This is a genomic window from Streptomyces chromofuscus (assembly GCF_015160875.1).
In the GTDB taxonomy this organism is placed as follows: Bacteria; Actinomycetota; Actinomycetes; order Streptomycetales; family Streptomycetaceae; genus Streptomyces; species Streptomyces chromofuscus.
Genome location: NZ_CP063374.1, coordinates 542,209 through 564,785 on the forward strand (window position 1 = coordinate 542,209; position 22,577 = coordinate 564,785).

22 protein-coding genes and 1 pseudogene are annotated in these 22,577 nt (G+C 71.3%); 9 read left to right on the forward strand and 14 right to left on the reverse strand.

From position 1 onward, the window contains the following. The first annotated feature begins 211 nt into the window (after nucleotides 1-211). Complete coding sequence (locus IPT68_RS02365) at nucleotides 212-1,243, forward strand: hypothetical protein (RefSeq protein ID WP_189701276.1); 1,032 nt, start codon at nucleotides 212-214, stop codon at nucleotides 1,241-1,243. A 524-nt stretch (nucleotides 1,244-1,767) separates the two neighbouring features. Here the strand turns inward: IPT68_RS02365 and IPT68_RS02370 are convergent. The 4 genes and pseudogenes from IPT68_RS02370 to IPT68_RS02385 form a co-directional block, all read right to left on the reverse strand. Continuing rightward, entirely contained in the window at nucleotides 1,768-2,424 is a 657-nt protein-coding gene (locus IPT68_RS02370; protein WP_189701277.1) for an ATP-dependent endonuclease, read from the reverse strand. Between the two features lie 373 nt (nucleotides 2,425-2,797). Beyond that, on the reverse strand, nucleotides 2,798-3,151 hold the full coding sequence (locus IPT68_RS02375) for a VOC family protein (RefSeq protein WP_189701278.1): 354 nt from the start codon (nucleotides 3,149-3,151) through the stop codon (nucleotides 2,798-2,800). 172 nt (nucleotides 3,152-3,323) lie between these two features. Then, complete coding sequence (locus IPT68_RS02380) at nucleotides 3,324-4,700, reverse strand: IS1380 family transposase (protein ID WP_189702455.1); 1,377 nt, start codon at nucleotides 4,698-4,700, stop codon at nucleotides 3,324-3,326. Nucleotides 4,701-4,876: 176 nt separating this feature from the next. Beyond that, nucleotides 4,877-5,068 (reverse strand): annotated as a pseudogene (locus IPT68_RS02385) (TetR/AcrR family transcriptional regulator); the annotation flags it as partial. A gap of 1,070 nt (nucleotides 5,069-6,138) precedes the next feature. Between IPT68_RS02385 and IPT68_RS02390 the strand changes: the two are divergent. Further along, nucleotides 6,139-7,290 (forward strand): glutathione-independent formaldehyde dehydrogenase, encoded by a 1,152-nt coding sequence (locus tag IPT68_RS02390; protein WP_189701618.1) that lies wholly within the window; start codon nucleotides 6,139-6,141, stop codon nucleotides 7,288-7,290. A 277-nt stretch (nucleotides 7,291-7,567) separates the two neighbouring features. Then, the gene (locus IPT68_RS02395; protein WP_228040205.1) at nucleotides 7,568-7,780 is read left to right on the forward strand and encodes a hypothetical protein; all 213 of its coding nucleotides are present in this window, start codon (nucleotides 7,568-7,570) and stop codon (nucleotides 7,778-7,780) included. A gap of 90 nt (nucleotides 7,781-7,870) precedes the next feature. Here the strand turns inward: IPT68_RS02395 and IPT68_RS02400 are convergent, their stop codons facing one another. The 4 genes from IPT68_RS02400 to IPT68_RS02415 form a co-directional block, all read right to left on the reverse strand. Then, nucleotides 7,871-8,359, reverse strand: coding sequence for a hypothetical protein (locus IPT68_RS02400; RefSeq protein WP_189701617.1), 489 nt, complete (start codon nucleotides 8,357-8,359; stop codon nucleotides 7,871-7,873). 537 nt (nucleotides 8,360-8,896) lie between these two features. Next, nucleotides 8,897-11,083: a M48 family metalloprotease gene (locus tag IPT68_RS02405; protein ID WP_189701616.1), complete on the reverse strand. Its 2,187-nt coding sequence runs from the start codon at nucleotides 11,081-11,083 to the stop codon at nucleotides 8,897-8,899. After that, on the reverse strand, nucleotides 11,080-11,628 hold the full coding sequence (locus IPT68_RS02410; RefSeq protein WP_189701615.1) for a hypothetical protein: 549 nt from the start codon (nucleotides 11,626-11,628) through the stop codon (nucleotides 11,080-11,082). Before IPT68_RS02410 ends, IPT68_RS02405 begins: the two co-directional genes overlap by 4 nt. A gap of 122 nt (nucleotides 11,629-11,750) precedes the next feature. Continuing rightward, on the reverse strand, nucleotides 11,751-12,542 hold the full coding sequence (locus IPT68_RS02415) for a hypothetical protein (protein WP_189701614.1): 792 nt from the start codon (nucleotides 12,540-12,542) through the stop codon (nucleotides 11,751-11,753). A gap of 458 nt (nucleotides 12,543-13,000) precedes the next feature. On the opposite strand from IPT68_RS02415, the gene msrA reads away from it, so the two are divergent. After that, nucleotides 13,001-13,513 (forward strand): peptide-methionine (S)-S-oxide reductase MsrA, encoded by a 513-nt coding sequence (gene msrA / locus IPT68_RS02420; RefSeq protein ID WP_189701624.1) that lies wholly within the window; start codon nucleotides 13,001-13,003, stop codon nucleotides 13,511-13,513. Between the two features lie 106 nt (nucleotides 13,514-13,619). Here the strand turns inward: msrA and trxB are convergent, their stop codons facing one another. The 3 genes from trxB to IPT68_RS02435 all read right to left on the reverse strand — a co-directional run bounded on the left by trxB (nucleotide 13,620) and on the right by IPT68_RS02435 (nucleotide 16,240). Next, complete coding sequence (trxB, locus tag IPT68_RS02425) at nucleotides 13,620-14,615, reverse strand: thioredoxin-disulfide reductase (protein WP_189701613.1); 996 nt, start codon at nucleotides 14,613-14,615, stop codon at nucleotides 13,620-13,622. Nucleotides 14,616-14,803: 188 nt separating this feature from the next. After that, the gene (locus tag IPT68_RS02430; protein WP_189701612.1) at nucleotides 14,804-15,244 is read right to left on the reverse strand and encodes an OsmC family protein; all 441 of its coding nucleotides are present in this window, start codon (nucleotides 15,242-15,244) and stop codon (nucleotides 14,804-14,806) included. 90 nt (nucleotides 15,245-15,334) lie between these two features. Beyond that, nucleotides 15,335-16,240, reverse strand: coding sequence for an NmrA family NAD(P)-binding protein (locus IPT68_RS02435; RefSeq protein WP_189701611.1), 906 nt, complete (start codon nucleotides 16,238-16,240; stop codon nucleotides 15,335-15,337). Nucleotides 16,241-16,571: 331 nt separating this feature from the next. On the opposite strand from IPT68_RS02435, the gene IPT68_RS02440 reads away from it, so the two are divergent. The 4 genes from IPT68_RS02440 to IPT68_RS02455 all read left to right on the forward strand — a co-directional run bounded on the left by IPT68_RS02440 (nucleotide 16,572) and on the right by IPT68_RS02455 (nucleotide 18,934). Next, nucleotides 16,572-17,171 carry a sulfite oxidase-like oxidoreductase gene (locus tag IPT68_RS02440; RefSeq protein ID WP_189701610.1) on the forward strand — a complete coding sequence of 200 codons (600 nt, stop codon included), beginning with the start codon at nucleotides 16,572-16,574 and terminating at the stop codon, nucleotides 17,169-17,171. After that, nucleotides 17,141-17,893, forward strand: coding sequence for a ferredoxin reductase (locus tag IPT68_RS02445; RefSeq protein WP_189701609.1), 753 nt, complete (start codon nucleotides 17,141-17,143; stop codon nucleotides 17,891-17,893). Before IPT68_RS02440 ends, IPT68_RS02445 begins: the two co-directional genes overlap by 31 nt. Before the next feature lie 40 nt (nucleotides 17,894-17,933). After that, nucleotides 17,934-18,206 carry a DUF6510 family protein gene (locus IPT68_RS02450; RefSeq protein ID WP_189701608.1) on the forward strand — a complete coding sequence of 91 codons (273 nt, stop codon included), beginning with the start codon at nucleotides 17,934-17,936 and terminating at the stop codon, nucleotides 18,204-18,206. 83 nt (nucleotides 18,207-18,289) lie between these two features. Beyond that, nucleotides 18,290-18,934 carry an RraA family protein gene (locus IPT68_RS02455; protein WP_189701607.1) on the forward strand — a complete coding sequence of 215 codons (645 nt, stop codon included), beginning with the start codon at nucleotides 18,290-18,292 and terminating at the stop codon, nucleotides 18,932-18,934. A gap of 17 nt (nucleotides 18,935-18,951) precedes the next feature. On the opposite strand, the gene IPT68_RS02460 is transcribed toward IPT68_RS02455, so the two are convergent. Beyond that, on the reverse strand, nucleotides 18,952-19,869 hold the full coding sequence (locus IPT68_RS02460; RefSeq protein ID WP_189701606.1) for an NADP-dependent oxidoreductase: 918 nt from the start codon (nucleotides 19,867-19,869) through the stop codon (nucleotides 18,952-18,954). A 246-nt stretch (nucleotides 19,870-20,115) separates the two neighbouring features. Between IPT68_RS02460 and IPT68_RS02465 the strand changes: the two genes are divergently transcribed. Beyond that, nucleotides 20,116-20,613 carry an allene oxide cyclase barrel-like domain-containing protein gene (locus IPT68_RS02465; RefSeq protein ID WP_189701605.1) on the forward strand — a complete coding sequence of 166 codons (498 nt, stop codon included), beginning with the start codon at nucleotides 20,116-20,118 and terminating at the stop codon, nucleotides 20,611-20,613. Between the two features lie 74 nt (nucleotides 20,614-20,687). On the opposite strand, the gene IPT68_RS02470 is transcribed toward IPT68_RS02465, so the two are convergent. Beyond that, a complete protein-coding gene (locus IPT68_RS02470) occupies nucleotides 20,688-21,113 on the reverse strand; it encodes a hypothetical protein (protein WP_189701604.1) in 426 nt (141 codons plus the stop codon). 176 nt (nucleotides 21,114-21,289) lie between these two features. Beyond that, entirely contained in the window at nucleotides 21,290-22,516 is a 1,227-nt protein-coding gene (locus tag IPT68_RS02475) for a glycoside hydrolase family 88 protein (protein ID WP_189701603.1), read from the reverse strand. Nucleotides 22,517-22,577: the final 61 nt, after the last annotated feature.

Here is a 22,577-nt window from a genome sequence, read left to right on the forward strand (position 1 = left end):
CGGCGTAGGAGTCCGGCCTTCGGGGTCTCCCCGGGCACGGCAGCAGGGCGACGCCGTACGGGCTCGGGGAAGGGCAACTCCCTCTGCGCTCCCCGGCACCAGGGCTCGGCCGCAGCCACAGCAGCCGGCCACAGCGGGCACGCTGACGCCGCCCGACCGGACTGTCCGTGCCTCGTGCTTGGATACAGGACCGGCGTTGGGAAGGGATGACATGACACGTACAACACCGTCGCGCCCGCTGGACGTGACCGTCGCGTTTCCGGAACTGGCGAGCCTGGCGAGGACGGCCGTCCGGCTGCACCCCCTCCCGGGTGCACCCACCGTCCACGACAGTTCGGTTGGCGGACCGCTGCTGTGGCCGGCGGACGAGCCCTGGCCGGAGCACGAGCCGACGTACCGGTACTCCGGGCGACTGACCACGTTGGAGGACGTTCGCACGTTGCGGGCCGTTCTCACGCGGGCGTGGTCACGGCCCCGGGGACCTCGCCAGAACCTGCTCAACGAGCGGGAGCAGGAACTCGTGGACCGGATACACGCGGGACACTCTGCGGAACTACTGCCGCCGGGGCCGCAGCCGCTGATTCCGCTCGCGCAGTTCTACGCCCGTGACGTACCCGGACTTCCGTTCCCCGAGGGGACGGACCTGCTGCAGGTGCTGTGGGTGCCGTCCGCCGAGATCGAGGGATGCTCCCCGGCCGTGCAGCTGAGATGGCGGCTGTCCTCACAGGTGGAGCAGGTTCTGGCCGCTCCGCCCGAGCCGGCCTGCGTCGAGGACGGCGACCACGTCCCGGAGCCGTGCCTGCTGCATCCGGAACCGGTGCGCGAGTTCCCCCCGTCCCACCTCCTCGACGAGGAATGGGCGGCGCGTCTGCTGAAGTGGTCCGAGGAGCAGTCGGTGGACTACGGGAACGATCTGTCCGTCGCACCCGGCTGGAAGGCAGGCGGATGGCCGGCCGCATTCACCTTCCGCGATGCGGCGGACTCCGACGAACTGCACTGCGGCGAGTGCGGCGGGCCCGTGGAAGCCCTCCTCACCATCGGCAGCAGCGAGTGGGACGGGGCGACCGGCAGCTGGCGTCCGGTCGAGGAGGGGCAGGACAGCGAGGACGGCGAGAAGCCGACCGGGCATCCGTACCGGACCACCCACGAACCCACCATGGTCACCATCGGGCGCGGCTACACCCTGCAGGTCTACTACTGCGTCGGCACGCCCTCCCACCTACCGCGGACGATCATGCAGTGACTCTCGTAACGCTCCAGTGAGTGAGTTGGGCCTGCCCGGCGCCCGCGAGTCGTCCGGCAGGCCGCCTCGCTCGTCATCCGCTGCTCAGATGCCTCCGGATGCTTCCGATGCCGGCAGCCGCGCTCGTCGCAGGGGTGTGGGAACCGACCGTCTGGTGGGGGCCGTGCCAACGGCCGGAGTCCGTCTTCCAGGCGACACACGGTTCGTCGCGTCGCTGCCGGCAGCGCGGTGTCCCCCCGCCCTGCTCGGGTCGCCGTCGCACACACCGGTGTTCCATTGCCCCGACGGTGCGACGTCCGCACCACTCTCGCGCGCAACGCACTCCTCCGAGCCCTCCTGGTCCCGCTTCCGCAGCCGGTTCCGTCCCTGATATCCATCACGTGACCGCTGGTGCACCCTCGTCCGGGCCCACCGCCCTCCGGCCGCGCCCGTCAACGACCGGTCCTGATCGGTGACGGTAGACGCTTCGGGACCCGGCCATCGGCTTGCGCGCAGACAGAACACGCCGTGCTGGGCACGGCGGGTCACACGTGGGTGAGGAGGCGGTCCAGGGGGCGGGGTACGTGCTGGAGGTCCAGGTGCGCCACCAGTGCCTGCGCGTACAGTGCCTTGCGGCCGCTGTGCGTGCCCATGAAACGTCGTAGTTGGTGCTCGACGGGCCGTTCCCGTTGCGCGGGCTGGCCCTGGAAGGTGCGGAAGGGACGCGTCTCGCCCTGTGCCTCGATCACCTGCCGTACTCCCTCGGGCCCGAGGGCGCGGATCAGCTCGTCCTCCAGATCGGCGACGCACACGTGGAACCCGAGCGCCTCCAGTCCGACGGGCGTGAGGCCGGTCCCGAGCCCCACCCGCTCCAGATGGCGCCGGAAATGCCGCTCCTCGCCGATGTCGCACAGGCCGGCCAGTGGGAGGCCGAGGCCCGACGGACCGCACACGTCCAGGAAGCGCCCGATGTTCGTCGCCCCTCCGAGCGGTACCACCGCGATGCCCTCCGCACCGAGGTCGCGACCGTAGCGCGTGGCCAGCGCTTCGAGCGCGGCCTGATCACTGGTCCCCTCGACGAGCACGACCGTCCGCACACGGCCGTCGGCCAGCTCCCGCGCCACCGCGGCCGCCGCGTCCGCCGCTGTTCCACCGGCCGCCCAGGCGACCAGTGCCTGGCGGAATCGCCTCAACTCGTCCACGACACCTCGCTTCCCGGCGCCATCCTGGCACGGGCCGGATTCCGAACGCACGCGCGTTTTCCGGGGGCCTCCCGTCCGGGGGGCGGGAGGAGGTGCGGCTTCGGCGAACCGTCGAACCGCCAGGTCCGGTGCCCACGGCGATAAGGGTCGAGGGGACGCATCCGCCCTCAACACCTCGGGGGTGGCCATGGTGCCGTCGCCGTGGGCGCGGACGCGGGTCGCGCGCCGTGCGGCTGAACCGTTCGAACCGACCGCTTGGGCGTGCTGCTCGATCAGTGGGGCCCGTCCGAACCTCGAAGCACTCCGCGACCGGATCAGGCACCAACCCACCCTGCCCCGGTGCTTCACGGTCGACCGCGCCCAGGCATGAGCCTCACTGACGCCGCCGGCCCAGGACGCAGAACTCGTTGCCTTCGGGGTCTGCCAGTACGACCCACGATTGATCACCCTGGCCAATGTCGACACGCTTCGCACCGTGAGCCACGAGACGGGCCACCTCGGCCTCCTGATCGTCCGGCCTGAAGTCCAGGTGCAGTCGGCTCTTGGACTTCTTGCTCTCGTCGAGACGGACGAAGTCCAACCCCGGCAGGCGATCCGGCTCCGGCCGGATCTCGAACTCGTCGTCGGAGGACTGGACCACGACCCACCCCAGAGCCTCGGCCCACCACTGGCCCAGGGCCGCCGGATCTTCCGAGTGAACGATTACCTGTTCCCATTCCAAGGTCATCCGCAGAGCTTAGCCTCGATCTTTCTTGATGGTCCGCTGACGGAGTCGGCGGACCATCTTGTTGCGGGTGGCGGAGGCTGGGCAGGCTGAGGGCCCGAGTGTCGTCTCGGGGGCGCCGGGTTCCACTGCTCCGGGTGGTGAGGTGCTGTAGTAGGGACGGGGAATTTGCTGGTCAGCCGGGGTTCGGCAGGAGTGCGAGCCGTTCGAGAGCGGCGGTGAGGTGGCTGGTCCAGGGCCAGTGCCCGGCCAGGCGGAGGATCCGCCGGCGGCCGGTGGTCACGAGCTGTCCGGCCGCGGTGAACAGGCAAAGCCGTAGTCGGCGGGGCTCCCAGAGGCGGGCCTTGCCGGTCAGGGCGAGCATCGGCATCCAGGCCAGCAGCTCGAGAGCGATCTGCACGATCTCCAGCCAGATCCGGTTCTGGGCCGTGCGGTGGAGGGGCAGGTTGCGCAGGCCGGTGGCCCGGGCGGCGCGGATGCGGTCCTCGGCCCGGGCCCGCAGCCGGTGACGGAGCTCGAGGGCGGCGATCGGCCGGCCCGAGGTGTTGGTGGCGAAACAGGTCAGCCGCATGCCGTCGGCATCCGTGAGCCGCAACTGGGCTCCAGGATGCGGTCGTTCCTTCCTGACGATCAGCCGCATGCCCTCCGGCCAGCCGTCCAGGACGTCGCCGGTGAGTTCAGCGACCCAGGCGCCGTCGCGGATCTCGCCGTCCGCCTCGACGGCTGCCGTCCAGGCCGATGCCGGAACCTTCAGCACATGCTGGTGGATCGCCTCGGTGATCACCATGCCGACCGAGTAGGACAGCCACCGTCCCCGCTGGGCGAGCCAGGCGACGAAGTCGTGGGTGCCGCCCGCGGAGTCGGTGCGGATCAGGGTCCGACGTCCGCGCCGGTACTTCTTCGGCAGCTGGGCCAAGGCCAGTTGGGTGGCGGTGATGTGGTCGGTGGCCGTGTTCGAGCCCGCGTTGCCCGGTCTGAGCAGGGCCGTGACCGGTTCACCGGTGCCGCCTGGTCCGTGGTCGACGAACCCCATCAGCGGGTGGTGCCCGTAGGTCCGCTTCCACGTGGGTGCGGCGTCCTCCTTGTCCGAGTGCGCGATCACCAGCACCCCGTCGAGGTCGACGGTCACCGTGCCGCCCGCATCAGGCGCTTCCCGGCCGGCCAACCACCAGACACGTTGCCGGACTTCGGCCCGCGCGGCCCGGATAGCCCGCAGGGCCTTCTCTCCGGAGGCTGCGAGGGTGTCGATGAGGCGGGAGACCGTCGGGTCGGAGGCCACCGGCCCGAACACTGCCGGCTCGGCCCGCAGCATGGCGACATCCGCGAGGCAGTCCCCGCCCAGCGCAATCGCCAGGGCCACGTCCAGCAGGATCTTGCCCGGATCGTGCACCGCACGAGCCTTCCGCCACGGCGTCAGCGCCGCTGATATCGCGGTGTCCAAGCCGGCCTTGCGGACGGTCTCGACCAGCAGCACGCCCCCTGCCTGGGAGACCACCTGGCGGCCGCCGCCCTCGATGCGGACACGCGGGTAGGACCCGATACGCTTCTTCACCTGGAGAGTGCTTCTTTCAGTGCAGCCGACAGGACCCTAGACAAGTCCCATCGTTGCAGGTCAGGAGCACTCTCCGCTTATTTGATCAAACCTCGGACACCCCACCTCGTGAAAGCGCGAGGTTAGAGCTACCGAGCACCCAAGAAACAAGCACTCAGGTGATCCGCACCATCCGCTCACTCCTCACCCGCTCCCCCGGCCGTCGCGGGGCATCCGGCGTCGATTCCGGTGAGGAAGGCGGCGAGGACGCGGCACAGGCGGGGTTCCACCTCGACGACGGCGTGGCCGAGCCGGGGGTCGGTCTCGTAGAGCTCCCGCAGGCGCGGGCCGGGGCCGGCCATCTGCCACAGGGCGTCGGCCATGCGGGTCGGGAGGCGCGAACAGCACCACGTCGCCGGGCCCGAAGGCCTCGTCGTCGATCCCTGGGAAGCTGTGGTCCCGCACGGTCCCGTCGTGGACGACGCACAGGCAGATCCCGCCGAGCGGCGTCACCGAGCAACTCTCCGCAAGGACGCCGCCGGTTTCGGCGCCCGGATCAAGGCGGCGGCCGAGGCGGCGATCCCACCCCGTTGACGCCTTTCGGCGGGCCCGCCCGACGCCGACACGGTGTGGGCCGGCACCGAGACCGAGCGCTGCGCAGGTCGGGCCGGCTCGCCGGTGAACACCTTCCGGCGACAGGGGCACGGCGGAGCCGTCGTGCTGGAGGAGACCGAGGCGTGGTTCGTCGGCCGGGGTGTGGGGCGCGCCGGTGCGGGCGACATCGTCGGGGTCGTGCCGGACCCGGTCGAGTGGGGTGCGCGGGAGGGTTCGGGTGAACCGCTGCTGCGGCTCAGCGAAGCCCGCCGTGTCGAGCCCGGCCATCCCGTGGACCGAGCCTCCCTCCGGGACCCGTTCCCCGTACCGCCGGTGCCCCTGGGAGGCCGCCCGATCGTTCGGAGTGCAGCCGGAGCCGATCTCCGACCGCACTCGGCGCGCCTCCGCTTCGTACAGTCGCCGATCACTGGCAGCACGTCGTCACCGGGGAGTCGACGGCGCCGGACCGCTCGCGGCGTGCGAGCCGGACGTACCTTCGGACGTATGGACGAGATGCCCCAGCGCATCGACCCCGCGACAGACCGGACGGCCGCCGCGCGACTGTTGGGCTGCGCCCCTGACGAGGTCGGATACTGCCCGCGCTGTCAGGGGCTCACGCACCGCTACGGACGCGGCGCCCAGATCATCTGCCCCGCGTGCCGTTGGGCGGAAGCGCCGCTCGACGCACCGTTCCGGCCTTGACCCCGAGGCGGGTTGCACCCCCTGACCCGCGGGCGTTACCTGGAAGTACCGGCGGTGAGGCGGGCCCGACAGCCCGGCGCACATCCAGGGCCCACGCCTGATGTGCGTCCCCGGCCGCGGCCCCTCGCAGCCGCCTTCCAGCGCTCGACGGGAGGTGACACGGGTGAAAGCCGTTGTCTACGAGAGGCCCTTCAGCGTCACGGTGAAGGACGTCGACGATCCGCAGATCCAGCACCCCAACGACGTGCTCGTACGGGTCACGTCGACCGCCATCTGCGGTTCGGACCTGCACATGTACGAGGGCCGCACCGCGGCCGAGCCGGGCATCGTCTTCGGACACGAGAACCTCGGTGTCATCGAGGAGGTCGGCAGCGGCGTGACCTCCCTGTCCGAGGGTGACCGCGTCGTGATGCCCTTCAACGTCGCCTGCGGATTCTGCAAGAACTGCCTCGCCGGAGAGACGGGATTCTGCCTGACGGTGAACCCCGGCTTCGCCGGCGGCGCTTACGGTTACGTGGCCATGGGCCCGTACAAGGGCGGTCAGGCGGAGCGGATGCGGGTTCCGTTCGCCGACTTCAACTGCCTGAAACTGCCTCAGGGCGAGGAGTTCGAGACGGACTTCGTGCTGCTCGCCGACATCTTCCCGACCGGGTACCACGGTTGTGAGCTCGCACAGGTCACACCCGGCGAGACCGTGGCCGTCTACGGCGCCGGACCAGTGGGCCTGATGGCGGCCTACTCGGCGCTGCTGCGCGGTGCGGCGAAGGTGTTCTCGGTCGACCGCGTGCCCGAGCGGCTCGCCAAGGCGGAGGAGATCGGGGCCATCCCCATCGACTTCACCCAGGGAGACCCGGCCGAGCAGATCAAGGAACAGATGAACGGAGAGGGAACCGACAAGGGCGTGGACGCCGTGGGTTACCAGGCCCAGGCGCACGACGCCAGCCACGAGGAACCGGCGATCGTCCTCAACGAGCTGGTCGAAACGGTGCGGGCGACCGGCAGGCTCGGCGTACCGGGCCTGTATGTGCCGTCCGACCCGGGCGGACCCGACGAGCACGCCAAGCACGGCCAACTCCTGGTCTCGATCGGCAGGATGTTCGAGAAGGGCCAGAAGGTCGGCACCGGCCAGTGCAACGTCAAGCGGTACAACCGCCAGCTGCGCGACATGATCATCGCCGGGCGGGCCAAGCCCAGTTTCGTGGTGTCCCACGAGCTGCCGCTGGATCAGGCTCCGCAGGCGTACGAGAAGTTCGACAAGCGCATCGAGGGCTATACCAAGGTGGTACTGCACCCCGGTCACGCTCTCGCCGCGTGAGTCACGGGTCCGGGCGCACCCGCGCGCCCGGACCCTTCGCCGTGCTCCGGCATGAGCCACGCACAGGCAACTACCCACGGACCAAAGGGCCTTGCGGCCGCCGAGTCTCCCCGCAAGGCGGACCGACCAGACGGTGTGCGGGGAGGGTGCGCGGCCTCCAGGCCTCTGCCCGAGCCTCCGCAGCAGCCGCGCCCACAAGGGGATCGCCTGGCCGTCGCCCCCGAGGGAGCCGATCTCGCGCGGCTGATGGCGCAGGACCCGGTCGGTCCCCGTCGTCATGCTCAACCTGCTGCGCTTCGCTCCCGACGGCCGCGCCTCCTACGACGAGTACTCGCGGCGGGCGGGCGTTTTCCTCGAGCGGTACGCAGGCGAGTTGCTGTACGCCGGCGACGGCGGCACTCCCCTGGTCGCCGAGCAGGGGCAGGCGTGGGACACGGTGCTGCTCGTCCGCCACCTCCCCGACCGCGCGGCGTTCAGCCGCGGCGGGTGACCGCGGAGCGTTCCGCCCGCGCGCGGCGTTCGACGCCGCCGTTTCAGCCCGCGCCCGTGCGACTCGGTCGGCCGTGCCCCCGAACCCCGGTCAGGGAACGCGTGCCGCCGCTGTACGGGCAAGCCCCAGTGTGCGGGAACGGGAGGGCGCCGTGGGACTGCCCGCCTCGCTGAGGACGACCAGCGTCTTCCCCACGACCACCAGGACGAGCGTCTCCTGCACGGTGAACGTCTCGGCGGTGACGGTGACCGTGGCGTGCCACGAGGCGTCACCGATCCCCGCCGATCCGTGCGCCACCACCCCCTCGGTGCCGGTGGTGCCGTCGCTCCAGCCGATGCTGAACCTCCCGCATCCCGACAGCACGTCCGCCGCCTGCTGGAGATCCTGACGCGCTCCCGCAGCCGGCAACCAGCGCAGCACCTCCTGGAGGAACGGTCCGCTCTTGCTCTGGGCGAAGGTCACCCGGCTCTCGACCGCGCCCGGGCGGGTGCTGCGGTAGGACTCCAGGGCGTTGAGCGTGTTGACGCACTCGGAGCGGTCCGAGCGGGTGGGGGGATCGTTCTCCAGCACGGTCTTCACATAGCCGGAGGGCAGTTGGGCCGTCGTCAGGAGGGCGGCGGACAGAGCGGCGGAGGCGGGAGGCCCGTCGGGAGCGGGAGCGGTCGTCCTGGCGGGTGGCCGGCCCGAGCCTCCCGATCCACCGGAGCCACCGGAGCCGCCGGAGCCTGCCGGGACCGCCGGTCCCCCAGACCCACCTGAGCCTCCGGGTCCGCCCGAGGCTCCGGAACCGCCACCGCCTCCGGAACCTCTGTTGCCGGCCGTGTCACCAGTCGTGCGCGACTCGCCCGGGGTCCGGCTGGGCGCATGTGAGCCGGTGGACGGCTTCGGCGACGGCGAGCCGGAACTCGTCGCCGTCCCAGCGGTGTGGGACGGGACGGTCAACGACGACCCGGTCGGTACGACGCCGTCCGCGCGGTCGTCGCCGTCACCGCACGCCGTGAGCACCGCGGCCAGTACGGCCACCACGACCGGCACAGCGGTGAGGCGGAGACGGGCGGGGGTTCTGCTCACACGTACCTCCTGCGGGGGCCGGTCGGTTCTTTCGGGTGCCGTGAATCAGCGGTGGTAGCGGAAGTACAGGTCGCAGCGGAGGAGCGAGGCGACCATTGCGTCGCGGTCGACGGGGCCGGAAGGGTCGCGCCGCAGCACGGCCGACGCGGACCGCAGCACGGTGTCGTCGACGCCGCCCAGCAGTTCCGCGGTGTCGCGCCGATGTCGCGGGTCGCTCCAGACGGCGGTGCCGCCGAGGGTGAGCGCACGGCACACGAGCGCCGGGTCGGCGCGCATCTCGGGCGTGCGCTCCTGCTCGGGCGGGAGATCTGGGAGTTGGTCCAGCGGGACTGACTCGTCGACATCGGCATCGACGTCGCCGGTGGCTGGGGAACCGGAGGGAGCGCTGCTCTTGCCCGAGGGCTCGGAGGGCTGCCCGACGCCGGGCGCCCCGGAGACCACGGAGCTCGCGGACTGCGATGACCGCGGCGCCGCCTCCTCGGCGAACTCGCCGCCGACCGTCGCCCACACGGCTCCCGTGAGGACCAGTGCTCCGGCGACCGCGAGGACGGCCGGGGGTCGGGGCCGTCGTACGGCGGCCGGGTCCGGTACGGCTGCCTGCCGGACGTTCCCTGCGGCCACCAGCGGAAGCAGCGCGCCGACGACGCTCAGCGCCACCCCGGCCACCCACCAGGGCGTGTCGATCACACCCCACCGCACGTGTCCCTGCCCGGCGGCGGTCAGCCGGGCGAACAGGAACCAGCTGCCCAGCGGTACGGCCACCAGGAGCCCGGAGAGGACGACGGCCGCGGCACAGGCGGGTGCCGAGCGCGGCCCGGACACGGCGGCCCGCGTCGCACGGGCGAGGGAGGTGGTCCAGACCGCGTACAGTGCACCGCCGGCGACCAGCACCGCCGCCAGGGCCGTCGCCCGCGGCCAGGGGGCATCGATGAGGGAGAGCTCCGTGGCCAGTCCGTCCGCGGTCGTGGTGTCCCGTACCCATGCGCCGGCCGCGCGCCCGGACAGCTGGCTTCCGGCGAGCACGCCGAACCCGAGCGCGGCCCCGGCGGTCGCCGCGCGCCGGCCGGTCGCGTCGCGGTGGCCCACGGCGACAGCCCGCCACCACGCCACCGTCACCACACCGGCGACGGCCCAGCCGGTCAGGGCGCCCGCCACGGTGTAGGCGAGCTGGGTCCGTTCGGGTGTAAGGGCGGCGACCAGCAGGGCGAGGTCGGTGAGGATCAGCCCTGCGGCGAGCCCGGTGGCCAAGCAGTCGAAGGGCGACAGTCCCCAGGTCCGCACCGGGTCCGCGAGTGTGTCCAGGCGGCTCGCGGGGGTGGGATGGCTGGCGAGTCCGGCCCGCGCCAGCAGGCGTTCGCGAGGGGTCGGCGAGCGGCCGGAGCCGATGTAGTCGGCGGTCGCGCCGCGCGGTGCGCGCGGGTCGGCTTCCGCGCGGAGATCGGCGTCGTACTCCCGGGCGCGCAGCACCGCGCACAGGCTGAGACCCGTGATCACCAGGACCAGCGTCATCCGCACCAGCACACCGGTGCCGAGCGCGCCCGGCTCCCGTGTCAGAGCGGCGCTCACCGGCGCGGTGCAGCCGACGAGCAGGATCCACCAGGCCGCGGAGGCCAGCCGTACCCGGCCCACGTCCCGCAGCCGCAGATGGGCCAGTTCGTGCCGGAACATCGCCTCCACCCGCCCGTCGGGGAGGTTGAAGACGTTCGAGTCGGCCACGATCCACGGGGCGCGGCGGGTGCCCGACGCCCGGGCCCGGACGCCGACGCGCCGACCACGCACCCACAGCGCCGGCCGGGGACCGGCTCCGTCGGGCAGTACGGCGTCCAGGCGTGCGCGCAGTTCCGACGCGTCGGGTTTCGCCCGCCACCACCACAGGCTCAGCCGGCGTCCGGCGGCCCGCCAGAGCAGGGCCAGGAGCAGCAGCGCGAGCGGGCCGCACAGCACCACTGCCGACTGGGCCAGCCGGACGTCGTACACGCAGCCGGTGAAGCGGGCGAGCACCGCGTCCGGGATGTCCGGTGTGGCGGGCAGACAGCCGAGTTGGGCGCCGGGCCAGTTGCCGCGGCGCAGGACCAGCCACCACCACGCGGTGAAGGAGGCGCCGGCGCACGCGACCAGGCCCAGCAGGACCAGGCGTGTGGTGGTCGGCAGCGGCAGCGGGCTGGTCGTGAGCGCGCGGGCGACGTCGCGTGGCTCGGTGGGCGGCCGGACGGCGCCCCGCGCGGTGGTCATGACGGCGGTGCGGTCGCCGGTGACTGCGCGGCGCCCGGGTCTTCGGGAGCGTCCGGTTCGGCGCCGCCCGGCGGCGGGGGCGCGTCGGAGCGGACCACGGCCATGACGATGATCCGGGCGCACTCCCCGGCCTCGGCAGGAGACAGGCCGGCGGCACGGCTCTGGGCCAGGGCCCACTCCGTGAGTTCCTGCCTCGTCACCTCGGACAGCCCCGGCACGGCGGAGGTCAGCGCCACGCGCCGGCCCTCGGCCTCCTCGCGCTGCCGGCGCCTGCGCCACCACCGGGCGACCCGGGCGCCGCCCGCCCGGATGCGCCCGGAGGCGAGGTCGGCGAGGACCTGCGCGACCACCGCCACGAGCACCGGCAGCAGAACGGCGGTCTCGATGCCGGTGCCCAGCGGGTCCCCGGCCGACCGGTGCAGGCGTTGCGGCGGATACGGCCTGGCCGCATAGGCCCGGCAGGTCGCGTCGACCTTGTCCAGTTCGGCCGGTACGACACTGCGGACCACGTCGCGCAGGACGTCCTGGCCCGTGCGCTGGTGCATGGGGATCTCCCGTGAGACGTGAAGGGACGAGGACGTGCGGATCGGGCCCAGGACCGGGACGCGCGATATGAGACGCCGGGTGCGCCGGCGGCGCCGTGTACGCGTCCGAAGGCCGCGCGGCCTCAGTCCCGGCGCGGCCGCCGGGTCACGACCAGAGCGACACCGCCCGTGGACACGACAGCGGCCGTGCCGACGAGCAGGGCCAGTCCTGGCGTGCCGCTGTCAGCGAGCTGGTCCCCTCCGCTGCCGCCGGACAACGACGACGGAGCCGGCGCGGGGGGCGCGGAGGACGTGGAAGGCGTGGACGGCGTGGCGGAGACCGAGGTGGTGGCGGAGGCGGAGACACTGCGGCTCGGGCTCGCGGAGTCGCTGGGTGAAGCGCTGACCGAACTGGTGGCCGTGGCGGTGGGCGACGGCGTGGCGGTCGCCTCGGCGACGACCGAGTAGGACGCCTTGCCGTCCATCAGGGGTACCGGGTCGACCCCCGGGATGGGCTGGACGAGGCCCTGGGCGACGAACTGGAGGGTGGTCGAGGTGGGTACCGCGCGGGCGAGCGAGATGCGCAGGCCGATCCGGGCGGTCTCGCCCGCCGGGAGGGAACCCACGGACGGCAGTCCGTCGTCGGTGCTGAGGTAGCCGGAGAGCGCGGTGTCGCCGGACGTCAGTTCCACCGAGCGCCACACGGACGCGGCCGCGTCGAACCACTCCACGGTGATCTGATCGGGCGTCAGCGCCGAGGGCGGCGGGGCGAGTCGGGCGCCCACGGCGACGATGAAGCTGTCGGTGACGTCGGCGTCCAGCGTGTTGTGGAACAGGGCGTCGACCCTCAGCGGCTGCCCTCCGGGCACCAGGCGGCCGGAATCCGGGGCGAGTTCGGCGTACGGAGCGGTCGGATCCGCGGCGTGGGCGGGCACCGCGACCAGCAGTGACGAAAAGAAAAGGGCGGTACAGCCCAACAGGGCCGCACAACGCGATCCACGGCGCACAACAACCAGCTCCCCCTGCGACGCGCGCCCCCAGCGCGCTCCCTGGCGTGACGCAAGGAAGCTTAAAGTATCAACGGCCGAAAATGGACAGCTAGGCACATTCGATCAAAATGAGGATTGAGTCAATCAATTGATCCACAAATACGCCAGCGAACCCGGATGATCCCGTTCGGGGGCACGACGGGCTCGAAGCGGTGATCGCGCTGCTCGGTGCCGCAGATTTCCACCCTTTTCGGGAACATCCGGTGCGAGAAGGGCAAAGTGGAAAGCGGGCGCTGAGAAGCGGGTGTGTGAGCGTCGTCACCAGGAATATCTCCCCCGAGGCCATGGTTGAGCCACACGGGGAAGAAGGACAGTCCCCCGACAGAAGAGGGAAGAAACGGTTCATGACTAACGTACAACAGAAGGCGCTGCTTGCGGGCGGCTGCTTCTGGGGCATGCAGGATCTCATTCGAGCGCTTCCCGGCGTACTCACCACTCGGGTGGGATACAGCGGCGGCGACGTGCCCAATGCGACATACCGCAATCACGGAAACCACGCCGAGTCGATTGAGATCATTTTCGATCCCGCGGCAACCGACTACCGAATGATTCTGGAGTATTTCTTCCAGATTCACGACCCGACGACGAAGAACCGGCAGGGTAACGACATCGGCGCCAGTTACCGCTCCGCCATCTTCTATGTGGATGACGAGCAGCGGCGAATCGCCGAGGAGACCATAGCCGATGTGGACGCCTCCGGCCTGTGGCCGGGCACGGTGGTCACCGAGGTCGTGCCGGCGGGACCGTTCTGGGAGGCCGAGCCCGAGCACCAGGATTACCTGCAGCGGTACCCGGAGGGGTACACCTGCCACTTCCCGCGGCCGAACTGGCGGCTGCCGAAGCGCGCGGCGTCCTGATCAACGACGGGCGGGTGACGTCACCCATGTCACGCGCCCCTGAATAGCGGAGCGTGCGAGGACCGCGTCGTCGAGTTCCTCGCCGCCCGCCAAGACCGCGACCGTCTCAGTGCACGAGCTCGGCCACGGTCACGGCCTCGAGGCGGGCCTCGTCCGCGGTCATGCAGTCGTCGAGCGCCGCGAGGTACCGCTCGGCGTCCAGGGCCGCCGCGCAGCCGGTCCCGGCGGCGGTGATCGCCTGCCGGTACTCGTGGTCGACGACGTCGCCGCAGGCGAACACGCCGTTCAGGTTCGTGCGCGTGGAGTGGCCCTCGACGGCGACGTAGCCGGCGTGGTCAAGAGAGACCTGGTCCTTGACCAGTTCGACGCGCGGATCGTGCCCGATGGCGATGAAGACCCCGGTCACCGGCAGGTCGCTCTCCTCCCCGGTGTTCACGTCACGCAGGCGCACGCCGGTGGCTCTGTCCTCCCCCAGCACGTCGACCACCTCTCGGTTCCACAGGAAACGGATCCTGTCGTTGCGACCTGCCCGCTCCTGCATGATCTTCGAGGCGCGAAGCCTGTCCCGGCGGTGCACGACGGTGACCGAGCGGGCGAACTTCGTGAGGAAGGTGGCCTCCTCCAGAGCGGAGTCGCCGCCGCCCACGACCACGACGTCCTGGTCGCGGAAGAAGAAGCCGTCACAGGTGGCGCACCAGCTCACGCCGCGCCCGGACAGCCGCTTCTCGTTCTCCAGACCCAGCTCGCGGTAGCGGGACCCGGTCGCGAGGATGACCGCCCTGGCCCGGTGCGTCCTTCCGGCGCTGTCGACGACCTCCTTGACCTCCTGGTCCAGACGGGCTTCCACGATGTCCTCGGGGACCATCTCCGCGCCGAAGCGATGCGCCTGCGTCCGCATCCTGTCCATCAGATCCGGGCCCAGCACCGCCTCCGGGAAACCCGGGAAGTTCTCCACGTCCGTGGTGTTGATCAGCGCACCGCCGGCGGCGACGGACCCCTCGAACACCAACGGACTCAGCAGAGCACGGGCTGCGTAGAGGGCGGCGGTGTAGCCGGCCGGACCGGAGCCGACGATGATCACTTGCCGGGCAGTCTCATCCACGTCGATCACCTACCTGGGCCTGGAGAAGAATGACGAGGCCGGCCGGGCAGCCACAGGCACAGCCTCAGCAGCAGACCAATCCACCATGCACCGGCGGGAATCCGTGCGCATCCCGTCGGCAGGGACCGGCGGGAGAACAGGTCGGCCGACGGCCTCAGGCGTCCTCCGACCTCAGGCGTCTTCCGACCTCAGGCGTCCTTGATCGTCGCGGTCACGGGCGTGCCGGTCTCGACCGTGCGGCTGACCGTGCAGAGACGGTCATGGGAGGTCTTCACCGCACGGGGCAGAATGGCGCGGGCCCGATCCGCGCCCTCACCGTCCGGGAAGGCGACGGTGAAGGTGATCCTGAGGTCGACCATGCGGTTGCCGAGATCGTCGCTGCTCTTGTCTCCGGTCACCGCGACGGAGAACTCGCTCGGCTCCGCATGGCGACTTGTCGCCGTGTCGACGTCCGCGGCCGTGCAGCCGCCGAGCGCGGCGAGGAACAGTTCGACCGGGGTGAACCCGGTGTCCGCGCCGGCATCGGACGCCGTACCGAAACTGATCGTTCCGCCGCGGGCGTTGGTCGCGACGAATTGGCCGTTGCCTGTGCGTTCGACGACGACGGAACGCTGGGTTGTCTCGCTCATGCTGCCGACAGTAGTCCCAGGACGACCTTCTTCACACGACGTGCGGAATCAGCCACGCACAGGCGTCGCACAACGTGCCGCCTGCCGCGCTCAACCCAGGTAGAAGTCCTTGCGAGCGGCCACGAACTCCTCGACCGATCGCGCGGGCACGCCCGTGAGCTGCTGGACGTCGTCCGTGGCACGGTCGTAGCGGTTCTCCCGGTGCAGTCGGGCCATCGTGACGATGTGCTCCTCGGTGTGCGCCGGCAGGCCCACCTTCGCGAGGATCTCGGCCCGCCACCGGTCCGGCGGGACGTCCACGTAGGACACCGGAGTCCCCAGCGCCCGGGAGAACTCCTCGGCCATCTCCGTCATGTCCACCGAGCGCGGGCCGGTCAGCTCGTAGACGTGTCCGATGTGCGGGCCCGGGTCGCGCAGCACGGTCGTGACGACTCGGGCGACGTCCTCGACGGCGACCGGCGAGGTGCGCCCGGTGCCGAACGGCAGCGCGATCGTGCCGTTCTCCCGGATCGTGCGCGCCGGCAACACGGTGAACAGCGGATTGTCCAGGAACGACGTCGGCCTGATGTGCACCACCGGCAGCCCCGACCAGTTCAGCACCTGCTCCGCCAGCCAGTGCAGGCGCTGCTGGCGCGACTCGGCGGTGCTGGTGGCGGTCATCTGGGACACCGTCATCTGCGACATGCCCACCAGTGCGTCCAGGTCTCCGTGCTCGCGTGCCACGCTGGCCACCACGGTCGCGGCCAGCAGATGGTCCGGTGAGACGGGCATGGCGAAGTACATCCTGCCGACGCCGTCCAGCGCCGCGGCAACCGTCTCGGGCCGCGTCAGATCGCCGACGACGACCTCCGCGCCGAGCCCGCGCAGCTCGGCCGCACGGTCGTCGTCGCGGCGCACCATCGCGCGCACCGGCACGCCGTGCTCCCGCAGTTGCCGCAATACCGTGCGGCCCACGCCGCCGGCGTTGCCGAGAAGAACCAGATTGCTGGCGGCCATCGATCGATCTCCTTGGCTGAGTGCGGCCCTGGACGCAGCGGGCGTTCAGGTCCGGAACGCCGCGTGCCTCGTGGCGGCCCGGTAGGAGGAGTTCGTGCCATCAGCCTAGGACGATCAACGGCCCACAGCACAGCGGAACGGGGCAGCGTCCGTCGTCACCCGTATCCGCCGAGCCGGCGCACATCCGCCATGCGCCCGTTCCGTGCCCGCTCCACCTCGCAGCGTCACCGGTGACCAGGCCGCTCTGCGACGGACCTCGGCCCGCGAGATGCTGAGCCGGGCGCCGTCCGGGAGAATGGAGAAGGCCCGGTTCTGAGAATGGGGGCACGACATGCCCATCATTTCACGCGGATTTCACGGCCGAGAGCGGGATGCGCGGCACAAACTTCCTCCTGGGCAGTACGAGACGGCGGGATTCCCCGTCCTGTCCGCCGGACCCACACCAAGAGTGGACCTGGACGAATGGGAGTTCACCATTCGCACGGAGACGGGCGATCGGCACATCTGGAACTGGGCCGAGCTCATGGCGTTGCCCAGCCAGACACCGACCGTCGACCTGCACTGTGTCACCAAGTGGTCGAAGTTCGACACGGAGTGGCAGGGAGTGTCCCTGGACGTCCTCTTCGAGGACGTCGAGACCGGCGCCGAGTACGCGCTCGTTCACTCCTACGGCGACTACACCACCAACCTGCCCCTGGAGGACCTTCTCGACGGACAGGCGTGGATCGCGTACCGCTTCGACGGCGAGGAACTCGATCCGGAGCACGGCGGCCCCGCCAGACTGCTGGTTCCGCACCTGTACTTCTGGAAGTCCGCGAAGTGGGTGCGCGGCATTCAGTTGCTCGACGAGGACGAGCGGGGCTTCTGGGAGAACGTCGGCTACCACAATTATGGGGACCCATGGCGCGAGCAGCGGTACCAAGGCGACTAGGGGGCCGGCTGCGCTGGAAGCCCGCCCGTCTGACCGATCGGCGCGTCGAGTCCCAGGTCGCACGCACCCTCGTGTTCGAGGTGCCGGACTGGCCGGGCCATCTGGCCGGGCAGCACGTCGATGTCCGGCTCACCGCGGAAGACGGCTACAGCACACAGCGCAGCTACTCACTGGCATCAGCAGCCGATGGCGAGCACGTCGAGCTGACCGTGCAGCGCGTCGACGACGGTGAAGTCTCCCCGTACCTGACGGAAGATCTCGCCGTGGGTGACGTGGTGGAGCTGCGCGGCCCGGTCGGCGGCTGGTTCGTGTGGCGTCCCGAGCAGAAGGAGCCGATCCTGCTCGTGGGCGGCGGATCCGGGCTGGTGCCCCTGATGGCGATGATCCGCATGCGTCGCGCGGTCGGCAGTCGTACGCCGTTCCGGTTGGTGTACTCCGTGCGCAGCCCCGAGCACCAGTTGTTCGTGTCGGAGTTGCGACTGGACGACCCGGGTCTGGACAAGACGTACCTCTACAGCCGCTCTACCCCACCGCAGTGGCCGCGTCCTCCCGGGCGGTTCACCGCCTCCGACCTGTCGAGCGCCGGGTGGCCGCCGGACTTCGAACCCACTTGCTACGTCTGCGGTTCGACGGGCTTCGTCGAAACGGCCGCCGGCCTGCTCGTGGCCCTCGGTCACCACCCCGCGCGCATCCGGACCGAGCGTTTCGGGCCCAGTCAATAGTCGATGAGCAGTACGCAAGCCCGGGAGGGAGGTGATCCCCATGAGCCAGACGCCTGACTTTCTCGACGGCAACGCCGCCGCCGGAGAGCTGCAGTCCGTGTTCGGGACGGACATGACCATGGCCTCCGGACGGTGCCGCGGCTGCGACGAGGAGATGGTGCTTGCCCAGGCGCACGCGTACCTCGGCGGTCCCGGCATGGTGCTGCGGTGTCCCGGCTGCGAGGGCGTTCTCATGCGCCTGGTCCGCTCCCCCTCCCAGATGTGGCTCGACGCCGGCGGACTGGCGTACGTCCAGATGCCGGTACCGGCCTGACGCGGAGTGCACCGCCACGGCCCGCCGCTCCGAATTCGTTCCCACCGCCCACGCACCGGCCGTACGCAGGCTCGGGAGACCTCATGCCAGACAGGAACGACCGCGTGCGGGAGCTCGCCGCGCGCGTGCGGACCCCAGACGTCGTCGATGCCATGGGACGCATGCACCGCCACCGGTGTCACATCGACGGCCTGGTGAGCCCGACGCCGGGGCGTGTCCTCCTGGGCCCCGCCGTGACGATCTCCTTCCTCCCCTCCTGCCAGGAGATCCTGCCGCCCGAGCAGTACAGCTTCTCCCGGCTGTTCCGGGACGCCGTCCGAGAGGGCGCGCGGGGCCGCGTGCTGGTCCTGGCCGGCAACGGGCATCCCGACGTGTCCCTGGGCGGCGGGTCGAAGCTGGCGCTGGTGGCGGCGCAGGATCTCGCGGGCGTCCTGGCGGACGGGCGCATCCGGGACTTCCCCGAGATCGCGACGTACGACTTGGCCGTCTACTGCCGGGGGCAGACGAGCAAGTGGGGCGGTGACGTCGTCACGCCGTTCGAGGCCAACCGGCCGGTCGTCGTGTGCGGCGTGACCGTCCGCCCGGGTGACTACGTGTTCGCGGACGCGTCCGGCGCTCTCGTCGTCCCCGCCGCCCAGGTCCTCAGCGTGTTCGAGGAGGCCGACCGCGTCGCCCAGGTCGAGGCGGCCTTCGTCGAGGGTGTGCGTCCGGAAGGCCCCGGCGACTGACGGAGACCTGGCCGAGCTCACTCGATTCGGATGACCGTCTTGCCGGCCGTTCCCTTCTTCGCGCGGAACGCCTCCGGGGCACGGTCGAGCGGGTGGACGGCGCCCACCAACGGGCGCAGCCGGTCCTGACGGTGCCTGCCGACGATCTCCCGGAGGTGGTCGCGGTCGGGTTCCACGATGAAGTACATGGCCCGACCGTCCTCGGGCCGCACGGTCGGCGGCTGGGCGATGCTCACCAGCGTGCCCCCGGGCCGGAGCAGGGCGGCCGAGCGGTCGAGCACGTCCCCGCCGACGGCGTCGAAGACGAGGTCGACGCGGCCCACGGCCTCCTCCCACGCCGGATGCTCCAGGTCGAGGAACACCTCCGCGCCGAGCTCGAGGACCAGGTCCCGGCTCCTCGCCCGCCCGGTCCCGATCACGCGCGCCCCGACATCGCGGGCCAGCTGGGTCACGGCCATGCCCACTCCCCCGCCCGCCCCGTGCACCAGCACACTCTGCCCGGCCTCCAGCCCTCCGTGGACGAACAGGCCCTGCCAGGCGGTCAGGCCCGGCATGGGCAGCGCCGCCGCCTCCACGTGGTCGATCCCGGCGGGCAGCGGCGCAAGATTGCGCGCCTCCACCGCCACGTACTCGGCGAGCGTGCCGTCCCGGTTCCAGTCGGTCAGCCCCACGACCCGTTGACCGGCCGACAGCCCGGTCGTGCCGACCGCCACCTCGGCGACCTCACCGGACACCTCGTGTCCCGGGATGACGGGCGCCCGGGCCCTGCCGCCCCGGTCGACCCAGGTGGCCGGCCAGTTCAGTTCGTCCGGGGTGAAACAGGCCGCGCGCACCCTCACGATGACGTCGCCCTCACCGGCGTACGGGTACGGTGCCTCCTCCACGACCAGGCCGTCCACACCGGCATCGCGCTCGTGCGTTCGTACGGCCTTCATCGCCCCTCCCTCCGACAGCGAGGCGAGCCCTTACCGTTCCAGGATGACGGGGCGACGCCTTCGGGGCGATCCGGGGCGGCGCACCCCGCCGCACCTGCGTCGACGCCGCCCGGCGCCGCCGGCCCCACCCGCCAACGGGCGTGCGGCACGCCTATGCTGGTGACACAGACTGTTCAGGCCAACCTCGTCATCCCCGCGTCCGCACGTCCGCACATCTGCACGCAAACAGGTGAACGGAGCAGTCAGATGCCGAACATCACCGGGACAAGAAGGCTGCGCTCCCTGGGCGCAGTGGTCGCCGCGGCCGCGGCCCTCGTCGGCGGTGCGGCGTTCGCGCCCTCGGCGGCGGCCGACGCGCCCGCCGAGAACCACCGGGTGGAGACCTTCCGGCTGGTCGGCAAGCAGACCTCGTCCGGAGAGGTCGACGTGGGAGAGCCCGGAGTCAGCGTGGGGGACCAGCGGATCGTGCACGAGGATCTCTACCGTGACGGCAGGAAGGTGGGCGATCACAGCGCCGTCTGCACCTACACCCAGGTCAGTCCCGCCGCCCTGCAGTGCCTGGGCACCTTCGCGCTCCCCGAGGGGCAGTTCACCGCCCAGTCGTTGCTGCACCTGCCCGCCCCGTCGTCCGTCGACGTCGGCATCACCGGCGGGTCCGGCGACTACAGCACCGCGCGGGGCCATGTCCGCACCGTTCCCGCCGGCGAGACCGAGCGGCACTTCACCGTCCGTCTGCAGCGCTGACACCGGGCAGTTCACCGGGGCGACGCACGTGGACACCCTCGGCCGACGTCCGTCGCCGGTGGGCTGATCTCCCGCTACACCGGCGCGGCTTGCGTGCGCCGGTTGCGGAACTGCCTCATCAGCTCCGCCCACACCAGCAGGCTGGTCACGGGTGCGGCCGCCGCGAACAGCAGATGCACGTCGGCCTCTCCCGAACTGTGCGAGGCCCACAGGCTCCAGGCGAGGGCCGCGGCCACCCCGACGGCCGTCAGGAACCAGGAGGAGAACTCGCGGCGGCCGTCGACGATCGCGGCCGCCGTGCCCAGGCCGCCGCCCACCACCAGGCCCATGACCAGGACCGCGCGGGTCCAGTCGGGGGCACCTATGACCTCTTCCAGTACGGGCTTCGCGTGGAGCTGCCGGTAGGTGATCAGCAGGCTGCCGACGTAGACGGTCGCCAGGGTCGCCAGGCTCAGGGTTCTGACCAACTGCCCCAGCGCGCCACGATTTCCACCAGCCATGACGGACCCCCCTGTGGAACAAGGCCGGAACGGCTCTACAGAATGCCCGGTTGGGGATGTATGTGGCAGGGGTATGCCGGAAATTTCCGCCAGATCGAACCTGAGGTGCCCCGGCGGCGTCACCGGTCGGCGGTGGGGGTTGCGCGCACCGCCGACCGGCGAGGCCGTCGTCCGCGTCAGACGGTCGACAGGTCGATCGCGCGGTCGACGTCCTGAGGGCGGAGGACGCGCAGGATGCCCTCCAGCAGATAGTAGTCGGCGTAGGGCAGCGAGATCTCGATCCCGTCCTCGGCCGGCCGGTTGCGGGTGCAGCGCGCCACCACCGCCTCGGCCCGGGGGGACTTCCGGGTCAGGCAGGTCCGCGCCAGTGCGGTGAGCAGCCGCAGGGCCACGTCCCGGTAGTGGGTACGGCCCGTCGCGGCGGCCAGGTCGAGCAGGCCGCAGGCCGTGATCGCGCCGGCCGACGCGTCCTTGATGTCGTTCGGCTGCTGGGGTGCGCGGTAGTCCCAGACGGGCACGTGGTCCGCGCTCAGCGCCCCGATCGCGAAGTCGGCGAGTCTGCGTGCGGTGGCGAGGAACTGTGCGTTGCCGGTGCGCCGGTACATGGTGGTGAACCCGTAGAGGCCCCATGCCTGTCCGCGCGCCCAGCACGACGTGGCGCTGTAGCCCTGCACGGTGTTCGGGCCGATCGGTGCGCCGGTGCCCGGGTCGAAGTCGAAGACGTGCGGGGTCGAGCCGTCCGGTCGCGGGAAGACGCGCTGGGCCGTGGTGGCGTGCTGCACGGCGATGTCGAGGTACTTCTCGTCGCCCGTCTGCCGACTGGCGAAGGCGAGGAGATCCAGGTTCATCATCGTGTCGATGATGACGCGCCCGGCGTTGTTCGGATCGTCGAGCGCCCCCCAGGCGCGGATGAACCGCCCTTGCGGGTTGTACCGCTGGACGAGGGAGTCGGCGGCTCTGACGGCGCCCGCGCGCCAGCTGTCGTCGCCCGTCAGACGCCAGGTGGTGACCCAGGACGGGTAGAAGAGGAAGCCGAGGTCGTGGGTGGTGGTGTCGTACTGGCGGGGAGCGAGCCGCCGTGCCGAGTCGAGCGCCAGGGTGCGCAGTGCGTCGTCTCCGCTGTGCAGGTGCGCCATCCACAGGGTGCCCGGCCAGAACCCGCCCACCCAGTCGCCGTTCTGGGAGTACACCCACTTCTCGAACCTGGTCCCGACGGGGAAGGCCCGCACGCCCGGCGCGACCGAGGAGATCTTCTCCACCGCGTAGTCGGCGGCCGCGCGCAGTTCGCTCTCGGTCGACGCCTGCGACCGGGCCTCGACGGCGCCGGCCGGTGGGGCCGCGGCACCGACCGCGGCGGCGGTGCCGACCGCCGTGGCAAGGACATTACGCCGGGTAAGACTCATGGCTGCCTACTCCGTCAAGTGGGGGATGGGGAGGGGTGTTCCGGGTGCCTCGCGGAGCGCA

Excerpts from the sequence above, each read along its gene's own strand:
- IPT68_RS02365 (WP_189701276.1), top strand. The coding sequence starts at position 212 with ATGACACGTACAACACCGTCGCGCCCGCTGGACGTGACCGTCGCGTTT.
- IPT68_RS02375 (WP_189701278.1), bottom strand. The coding sequence starts at position 3,151 with ATGACCTTGGAATGGGAACAGGTAATCGTTCACTCGGAAGATCCGGCG.
- IPT68_RS02395 (WP_228040205.1), top strand. The coding sequence starts at position 7,568 with ATGCTCAACCTGCTGCGCTTCGCTCCCGACGGCCGCGCCTCCTACGAC.
- IPT68_RS02405 (WP_189701616.1), bottom strand. The coding sequence starts at position 11,083 with ATGACCACCGCGCGGGGCGCCGTCCGGCCGCCCACCGAGCCACGCGAC.
- IPT68_RS02410 (WP_189701615.1), bottom strand. The coding sequence starts at position 11,628 with ATGCACCAGCGCACGGGCCAGGACGTCCTGCGCGACGTGGTCCGCAGT.
- msrA (WP_189701624.1), top strand. The coding sequence starts at position 13,001 with ATGACTAACGTACAACAGAAGGCGCTGCTTGCGGGCGGCTGCTTCTGG.
- IPT68_RS02430 (WP_189701612.1), bottom strand. The coding sequence starts at position 15,244 with ATGAGCGAGACAACCCAGCGTTCCGTCGTCGTCGAACGCACAGGCAAC.
- IPT68_RS02435 (WP_189701611.1), bottom strand. The coding sequence starts at position 16,240 with ATGGCCGCCAGCAATCTGGTTCTTCTCGGCAACGCCGGCGGCGTGGGC.
- IPT68_RS02440 (WP_189701610.1), top strand. The coding sequence starts at position 16,572 with ATGCCCATCATTTCACGCGGATTTCACGGCCGAGAGCGGGATGCGCGG.
- IPT68_RS02445 (WP_189701609.1), top strand. The coding sequence starts at position 17,141 with ATGGCGCGAGCAGCGGTACCAAGGCGACTAGGGGGCCGGCTGCGCTGG.
- IPT68_RS02450 (WP_189701608.1), top strand. The coding sequence starts at position 17,934 with ATGAGCCAGACGCCTGACTTTCTCGACGGCAACGCCGCCGCCGGAGAG.
- IPT68_RS02455 (WP_189701607.1), top strand. The coding sequence starts at position 18,290 with ATGCCAGACAGGAACGACCGCGTGCGGGAGCTCGCCGCGCGCGTGCGG.
- IPT68_RS02460 (WP_189701606.1), bottom strand. The coding sequence starts at position 19,869 with ATGAAGGCCGTACGAACGCACGAGCGCGATGCCGGTGTGGACGGCCTG.
- IPT68_RS02465 (WP_189701605.1), top strand. The coding sequence starts at position 20,116 with ATGCCGAACATCACCGGGACAAGAAGGCTGCGCTCCCTGGGCGCAGTG.
- IPT68_RS02470 (WP_189701604.1), bottom strand. The coding sequence starts at position 21,113 with ATGGCTGGTGGAAATCGTGGCGCGCTGGGGCAGTTGGTCAGAACCCTG.
- IPT68_RS02475 (WP_189701603.1), bottom strand. The coding sequence starts at position 22,516 with ATGAGTCTTACCCGGCGTAATGTCCTTGCCACGGCGGTCGGCACCGCC.